Below are 7,076 nucleotides of genomic sequence, written 5' to 3'. Positions count from 1 at the left end.
AAGGTTTTCGTACAGAGCCTAGTATGTTGCAGTTCAGCGCTCAGGGTGGTCACTGGCCCACTATCGCCCTCAATGCTGGAGTTCGAAAGGTGAATTGGCCGGACGCTTACTCTCAAGGTACTAGCAACCACGATTTTTTAGTAAATTAATCTGGCGCTTGGTGGATCACTTTTTTGCGGTACTTAACTCATCGGGAACGGTACAAATCTTCTCCATCCAAACGAGACGGAGATTGTACGATGGCTCTCACCGATATCGCGGTCCGACACACCACACCTCGTGCCAAGGACTACACCCTTCCTGACTAGACGGCCTAGCTCTTTTCGTGAATACGAGAGACGCCAAGTGCTGGCACTTCCGCTTTTCCTGGGCGGATAAGCAACCTCGTATTTCTCTCGGCACCTATCCTGAAATTAGCTTGCGATATGCTCGCGTTCTGCGTGATGTTGCCAGGGGTCTGATCTCCAGGGGCATTGATCCGCGGGCCCATCGACGACAGGAGCGCAATGCCCTACGCCAGGCCTCGGAAAATACCTCGGAAGTGGTCTTTCAGTATTGACGTGATTCGAAGCGTTGAGTCTGAGGATGCGCTAAAGGGGGGGCGCTGGCGGCGGGGGAGAAGCGCCGAACCTGGTTAAATCAACTTTCCGGTATGCCATCGTCGAGGTAGGACACTCGACAAGCAACGGTTCAAGCTGACCGAGGGGCCAAGGCCGCCGATCCATATCAACTGCTGCTCAATGGTGGTAGCAGTTACCCGCTTCAGCAAGCTGTTTGCCGAGGGTGCCACGCGCGCCTCCATTGGTGACGATGGCCCGCAGCAGGTGAGAGCGGACCTCAGCTATTACGACTGGCTCAAGCAGCAGCCTGCGGCGTTCCAAGACAAGGCTATTGGTTCTAAGCGCGCCAAGTTGTTCCGCGAGGGCGGCCTAAGCATAGAGCGCTTCTCCCAGCTACAGCTTGATCGCAACCTCTCGCCTCTGACCCTGGCGCAAATGAAAGCTCTTGAGCCGCTGGCCTTTCAGCGAGCAGGACTATGAACAAGCTTTGACGTGAATGCCCAGTACAGAGCCAGAGCCCAGACCGTTGCTGCAATCGGCAAGGAGCCAAGACCGATCAGGGCTCCGATTGACATAACGCACAGCAACATCATCGCTGTTGGTTTCTGATGCCGTCGGATCATGGCGACGCAGTAGGGCGCAAAAGCAACAAAGCACAGCACGACAATCGTGTTGTTAGGCGTCACGGGCATTTCGCTTTCCTTATGGGGTTTGAAGTCCATCGAGCTTATCTCCCTCGGAATTAAAGTCCAGCCATAACCCCCGCTCCAAATTCACTACCCCAGGCAAGATCTGCACCTACATCTCTGGGAGACAACCAATGCTGAAATTCCAACTGGATGCCCTGGATCCGAGCTCAGCCGACGGTTCCTGCTGGGATTAGCCTGACCTAGCGTTTCAGCGGCTCGTCAGATCCGACCTGCATCAGTTTTCCTGAACGTACATGAGCTGTCTGAAATCCTGTTCGACAGCCTTTCTGGCCTCATGCATTTCGTATTCCACTTTCTCGAACAGTTTTTGCAAGTTAGGCGTTTCTCCTTGTCCCAGTGACTCGCCTGAACGCATGGCTACTCTGGACTGATCCAATGTCTTTGCCGCTGCGACATAAAAGCTGGAGACCTTTTCTGAGGTCTTCCTTGAGAAATAGATTTTGTTTTTTTCGTAGCTTTCAACAAAGGCATCGAATTTGGGCAATGCAATTTCATAGGCCTGTTGGATTGACGGTCGTTTCCTTCCGAAATAATCCGGGCGGATAGTGTCGTATATCGCTTCGTGAAGATCGACGAGCAGCTTGTAGCATTCGTCGATGAACATAGCTCTTTTCTCGATCAGCTTGGCATGGCCCAGTTGCACCGCGTGACGTTCGATTTGTAATTCATGCTCAAGGCTTTGTGTCTGACGAGCGTGTTCGGTTTTGAGCTGCTCTATAAAAATCTCGTTGCGGGCCTTCTCTTTCGAATTGATCCGGTCCCTCCAAAAATTGCCCAGCCATGCGGACAAACCGGCAATGGTGACGCCGCTACTGATCAGGCCAGTTAAAGAGTTGAAAAATTCATCCATGCTGCACTGCTCTCTTGCGAAAAATGGTTGAAAAAAGTAGCGCTCATCAGAATTTCTTCGGTCCCAAAGCCATGTCGTGGATACGTCCGGCAGGAAGGTCGAGCCCGGAGGCAATTTGTAAGGTGGTTTTATTATTTTTTTCAAAGGTGTTGATGTCTTTCGAGGCTGCGCGCAAGGCGCTGATCCAGTCTCCAGCACTTTCAATCTTGCCTTTGAGTTGCAAACCATTGCGGACTTTTGAGTCAAAAGCGGGGCCGACGCGGCCATTGGTGACCAGCATGATTGCCTTGGAAATTCCGACTACTCCGGCTAGCCCGTGGCGTGGAGCCTTTCTCTTGCGAGCCGGGTTGTTGCGCTCATAGGACAATCTTTCGAAGTTATTCCACAGCTCATGCAGGGCATAAATGGATTGCGGGTTGAAGGAGCCCGGGTTGGCCATGTCGAACCCACTCAGGATCTGAGCATAGGGCAGTGCCTGAGCAAAAAGATCATCTATATAAGGGGCGGGGTGAACCGTCGCACCTGTGGTTGCAAGCTGCCTCATGGGATTGCCCCGGCAGGCTTGCCAACGGCCTAGTGTCAGTTTCAGTTCATGAGGGCGGCGCTGATTCGGGGTGTTCAGCCAGTCGCTCCAGTGCTGCACGTAGACAGGGTTGAACCGAGCGATTCTTTGCTTGAGTTCGGCAATGGTATCCATGGCAATGCCTGGCATGTGATCTCACTTTGAGTGTCGAGAAGCAATCGATAGGGGGTAAGAGCGGCGCTGAATTTGGTGCCGCCAGCATGGTTACAGCGAAGCGAGTGTGGGCTGTTTGGGTTTGACCAGTGCCAGATACACCCCCGCACCTTTCCCAGGAACGATGTAGTTGGCGTCGCACAGATCGGTCACCAGGGTTGGTGCCATGGCCAGTTCAAGCTGGATAGCCGTTGCGTATCGGAATGCGCTATCGCTCAGGCTTTCGCTGAAAGTGTTTAGGAACTCTTCACAGGTCGCGAATTTCCCATAGCTGTAGCCACCCTGCTGGTCCTGGTAAAAGCGTGAGTAGACCAGCAGTACGATGCCCCAGCGCTCGATGATTTCGTTGGGCTTAGTCGAGGGAATGGGCTTGATCAGGTCCTTACGAATGCCCTTGATTTTGTCGTAAGCGTTTTTGTTGTTGTGAACGATCTTGAACTCGATAGCTTTCGACGGTGTTTCGCCATAGCTGTCTTCGACCCAGATATCCACCTTGCGCCGTTCGGCGGCGATCAGCCAACGGGGAACGTTGATGCGGTCAGGCAGGGCACTGTCCGGCTTGAACTCTTCACAATCATCCAACTGGCCACCGAGACCGAACCGATCACGATGGATGTCCAGCAGTGCTGCCGACTCCAGGCTCAGCCACAGCTCCGGCGCTACGGTGACGACGATTGATTTGAGGATGCGTTTGCGTTCTTCTTGTTGCAGATGAGTCAGTAGAAAATCGGTAAAGGCGGGAACGAAGGACATGAGATCTCCGTATCAGGTCCGAGAGGTGGCGCAAGGTTGATCAACCGGCAGACATCATAGAACGAGTCGACGAGAAAAACTGCTACCCCGAAGGGCTTTCTGAAGCTACGGAGCTTGCGTTCGCCATGAGGACGAACGCAGTTTTGCAGCGTCTCAGCGAGACGCCGGCACTACCTGTTTGATAAACAGCTCCAGAGATTTTTTCTTCTCTGCGTGGGGCAGGCTGTTGTCGCACCAGAAACTGAATTCATCGACGCCCAGTTCCTGGTTGTACGCGGCCTTCCTTGCCGGGCGTTTTGCTTGACCTTGATCTCGACTGCCACGTATTGAGCATTCGAAGCGACTCTGGTTGGACGAAACGGAATGGGGTCACACGGCAAATGAGTTCGACTGGTTCGATACGCGGCGCGGCCGCTGCGCAGCTTGGTTTTGACTATCAGCTCAATGTTTCGATTCTCGCCGCCTTCCAATTGCTGCTCATCTCCAAGGCCGCCACGCGCCTGGTGCTTGAGCATGCCAACGAGGAGGATCTCGAGGCCGATCTTGCGCCCGACGTTCCGGGGCGGATGCAGCCCGATGATCTCCGGCGCATACAAGCTCGTGGTGCAGGTCAAGCGCAACACAGGTGAGCCCTGGTCGATCGACGATTTCGTAAAGCTACTAAAGCACGGTTCCGACAAGCCCGGCGGCCGCCGCAAGGCGCTTCAGCATCTAGACGACCCCGACACGTGCTATCTCCTCGTCACCACTGCCGGTGTGAAAGGTGTCGCCCGCGGTCTCTAGGTCGACGGTTTCGAAGACGCGGCCGACAAGGGTGGGTTCAAGGGTGCCGATATTTCTGACCTGCTGAGTGCGCCAAAAATCATTTTTGAAATGGAAGCTGAAAAACACATTTCTTGCCATCGTGTAGCTCCTTAAGGGAAGGTGGTTGCGGGGCGCTGAAGACAAGGTGATCGCGTAAACCTACCTGAACATAGGGTTTGGATCCAGTGTGCAACGGCATAGGGCCATTTGAATGGCAGCTCGCAGGCTTTCGTCGTCTATCGGGCAGGTGAATCCACCTGCCAGTCGAACCGCCAACTGCTCAAAAGTCATCACTTGGACGCCATGGCGGCCTTCTCGGGCCAAGGCCACACGTTGATGGCGCATGGCTAGGCGGTCCTGCACTACAACGGTCGAACGTTTCGCAAAAGACATCGCTGCTCCTTCAGAGTGATACGTAATGATCAAGCGCTTGTATTGTGCTGGTCCGCCAATCCAATAGGCCTCAACTAGCTTAAATTCAGCTCGCCGACTGTCTCTGGGCAAAAAATACTGCGGTAGAAATATCGAGTGAGATTGAGGCGAAAGACTTCATAAGCAACGGCTCTGGCAACGCCCAATCCCATTTTTCGCGCAGCATGTTCTCCACATCTGCGAGAGTCGAATCGAGATCGCTTGGGTCCAAACTGCCCACGGCCTTGAGTGCGGCTTTTGCCTGATCGATGTTCGCGTCGATCTCTATAGCAAGGCCCGAGTTATCACAAGAAAGGCCCACATGATTGAGCAGCAGGCGTAGCGCATCATTGGCGTAATCACCTAGCCAACTGATCAAATAACATTTTCCGCTCGACTCGATGAGGTAACGCTCGCCAAGACCCAATGAGACAAATGTCTTTCGAGCTTCATCGAGTAACGCTTGAGCGCCGCGATCGATAAACGGGCAAGCGGCCGTGTCTGCCAGGACTGCGCGCATCTCTTCGCGCACAGTGTCATGCACCATAGCGCCCAAACCATCGAACTGAGGAGGGGCACCACCGCGTGCGGCTGAAACAATAATGACCTTGGCCTGGAGATCAACATCACGCACCTGCCATCTCCGGCCTCCAAAGATGATGCGTTGATCCTTGGTCAACGGGCGGCTTACGGGGACTGAACCGAGTGCTTTTCCATCACACACCAAGCGGAATTCTTCATCGCTGGTGAATGCGCTGTAGAACTCATAGTGGTTGATCAGTCGCTCTCCAACCGTCCCAGGAAGTAGCAACCCTGAGCTGTCCTGAACAATGAGTTCATGCTCCCCCAGATACTTGAGCAGCTTCACAAAGTCTGGCTTCTCAACCTTTGGAAATGCTCCCTCAGCAATCAAGCTTTTCCAGAGATCTGCAGCAGATGCGCCGCCGCACTGGGCGATGACGGAAAGGCATTGTTGAACAAGGGTGGACGCGTGAATGCCCTGAGCCCTGGGAGGCTCAAACCACCCCCTGGCCAGCAGTCGAACCATGGCAATGGTCTGGACCAGCCCTTGGCGCAACTGATCCGATAGGCTAGACCCATCTGTGAGTGGTGATTCTTTGCAGTAAACGCGGAGTGTCGCATTTTCTCCTGGGCGTCTGCCCGAACGCCCTAAACGCTGTCGCAGACTCGCTACCGATGGAGGGGCACCAATCTGAACTACCGTCTTGATATTGCCGATGTCTATTCCGAGCTCAAGCGTCGTGGTGCAAATCGCCGATGCTGCCTGGTTGCCCGCCTTGAGCGCACGCTCAGCTTGCTCCCGTAGATCCTTTGAAAGGCTGCCGTGATGAGGCCAGAATTCGTTGGGCACGCCATCTTTCTCACAGCGGCGACGCAGTTGGTCTGCGTACCATTCAACCTGAGCCCGACTGTTCGGGAAAATCAGGTTATTACTGCCGCGTAACACCTTGTATAGATGATCAGCAATCGCGAAGTCAGGGCTTGCCTCGTTTTCCGTCTCGTCTTCATTTTCCTCCTGATCAGAGCGCTCGGCGGGCTTTTTTTTGAGCCCGCTCATTGGCGGCTGGATGTAACCGCGAACTTGCACCTGAAGTGTCTGGTTGGAGTTTTTTGACTCAATGATGGTAACCCCATCGGCATTTCCAGGACGCAAAAATTCCGACGCCATCTTCATATCACCGAGTGTCGCTGACAGCCCGACCCTAGGGAGACGGTGCCCGGCGACAAGTTCTACCCGATGCATCAGTGACTGAAGTTGTTTGCCTCGTTCGCTACCGATGAACGCATGCAGTTCGTCCACGACGATATAGCGCAGGTGCTTGAATACCCCGCCGAGACTTGAACCTCGGTTGACGAATAGTGCTTCAAGGGACTCAGGGGTGATCAACAGCACCCCCTCAGACGACTTTAGGAAACGGTGTTTTTTGCTTGATGAAATGTCCCCGTGCCAAGCTACTACGGGAATCTCAAGCTGCTCACAGAGGCGGCTTAACCTGTCCCATTGATCGTTGATTAAGGCCTTGAGGGGGCTGATATACAATACAGCGCCAGGCGGGTCATCGTCGTTAAGCAAATTCGTCAGTATGGGAAGGAAGGCGGCCTCGGTTTTCCCCGCTGCTGTAGCTGCGGCGATGATGACATCCTGATCGGCATCCACCAGAACAGGCACAGCCCATTCCTGGGCGTCGCGCAAGGAAGTCCAGCCTTCAGCCCAAATCCATCGCTGGATT

Annotated in this window: 8 protein-coding genes and 2 pseudogenes; 3 read left to right on the top strand and 7 right to left on the bottom strand. The window is 54.1% G+C overall.

The annotated features are described in order from the left end of the window. Positions 1 to 325 precede the first annotated feature (325 nt). Positions 326 to 559: an Arm DNA-binding domain-containing protein gene (locus HX830_RS32120; RefSeq protein WP_371317494.1), complete on the top strand. Its 234-nt coding sequence runs from the start codon at positions 326 to 328 to the stop codon at positions 557 to 559. 109 nt (positions 560 to 668) lie between these two features. Then, a pseudogene (locus HX830_RS13460) lies at positions 669 to 1,040 on the top strand (phage head morphogenesis protein); the annotation flags it as partial. Here the strand turns inward: HX830_RS13460 and HX830_RS13455 are convergent. The 5 genes and pseudogenes from HX830_RS13455 to HX830_RS13435 all read right to left on the bottom strand — a co-directional run. Further along, positions 1,022 to 1,282, bottom strand: a complete 261-nt coding sequence (locus tag HX830_RS13455; RefSeq protein WP_177100691.1) for a hypothetical protein — start codon at positions 1,280 to 1,282, stop codon at positions 1,022 to 1,024. The pseudogene HX830_RS13460 and the gene HX830_RS13455 overlap by 19 nt on opposite strands. A 202-nt stretch (positions 1,283 to 1,484) precedes the next feature. Further along, positions 1,485 to 2,120 (bottom strand): hypothetical protein, encoded by a 636-nt coding sequence (locus HX830_RS13450; RefSeq protein WP_177100689.1) that lies wholly within the window; start codon positions 2,118 to 2,120, stop codon positions 1,485 to 1,487. A 46-nt stretch (positions 2,121 to 2,166) separates the two neighbouring features. Continuing rightward, the gene (locus HX830_RS13445; protein WP_177100687.1) at positions 2,167 to 2,817 is read right to left on the bottom strand and encodes a hypothetical protein; all 651 of its coding nucleotides are present in this window, start codon (positions 2,815 to 2,817) and stop codon (positions 2,167 to 2,169) included. A gap of 90 nt (positions 2,818 to 2,907) precedes the next feature. Then, positions 2,908 to 3,609, bottom strand: a complete 702-nt coding sequence (locus HX830_RS13440; protein WP_177100685.1) for a hypothetical protein — start codon at positions 3,607 to 3,609, stop codon at positions 2,908 to 2,910. 153 nt (positions 3,610 to 3,762) lie between these two features. Next, positions 3,763 to 3,882: pseudogene (locus HX830_RS13435) on the bottom strand (LLM class flavin-dependent oxidoreductase); the annotation flags it as partial. A gap of 107 nt (positions 3,883 to 3,989) precedes the next feature. Between HX830_RS13435 and HX830_RS31900 the strand changes: the two are divergent. Next, positions 3,990 to 4,238, top strand: coding sequence for a hypothetical protein (locus HX830_RS31900; protein WP_218171280.1), 249 nt, complete (start codon positions 3,990 to 3,992; stop codon positions 4,236 to 4,238). Positions 4,239 to 4,320: 82 nt separating this feature from the next. Here HX830_RS31900 and HX830_RS32115 read toward each other — a convergent pair whose 3' ends face one another. Further along, positions 4,321 to 4,512, bottom strand: coding sequence for a TIR domain-containing protein (locus HX830_RS32115; RefSeq protein WP_256350498.1), 192 nt, complete (start codon positions 4,510 to 4,512; stop codon positions 4,321 to 4,323). A gap of 379 nt (positions 4,513 to 4,891) precedes the next feature. Continuing rightward, positions 4,892 to 7,063, bottom strand: a complete 2,172-nt coding sequence (locus HX830_RS13420; protein ID WP_177100701.1) for a DEAD/DEAH box helicase — start codon at positions 7,061 to 7,063, stop codon at positions 4,892 to 4,894. Positions 7,064 to 7,076 lie beyond the last annotated feature (13 nt).

Source organism: Pseudomonas gingeri (assembly GCF_013385425.1).
Taxonomy (GTDB): Bacteria; Pseudomonadota; Gammaproteobacteria; order Pseudomonadales; family Pseudomonadaceae; genus Aquipseudomonas; species Aquipseudomonas gingeri_D.
This window is presented reverse-complemented; position numbering and strand designations above follow the sequence as displayed.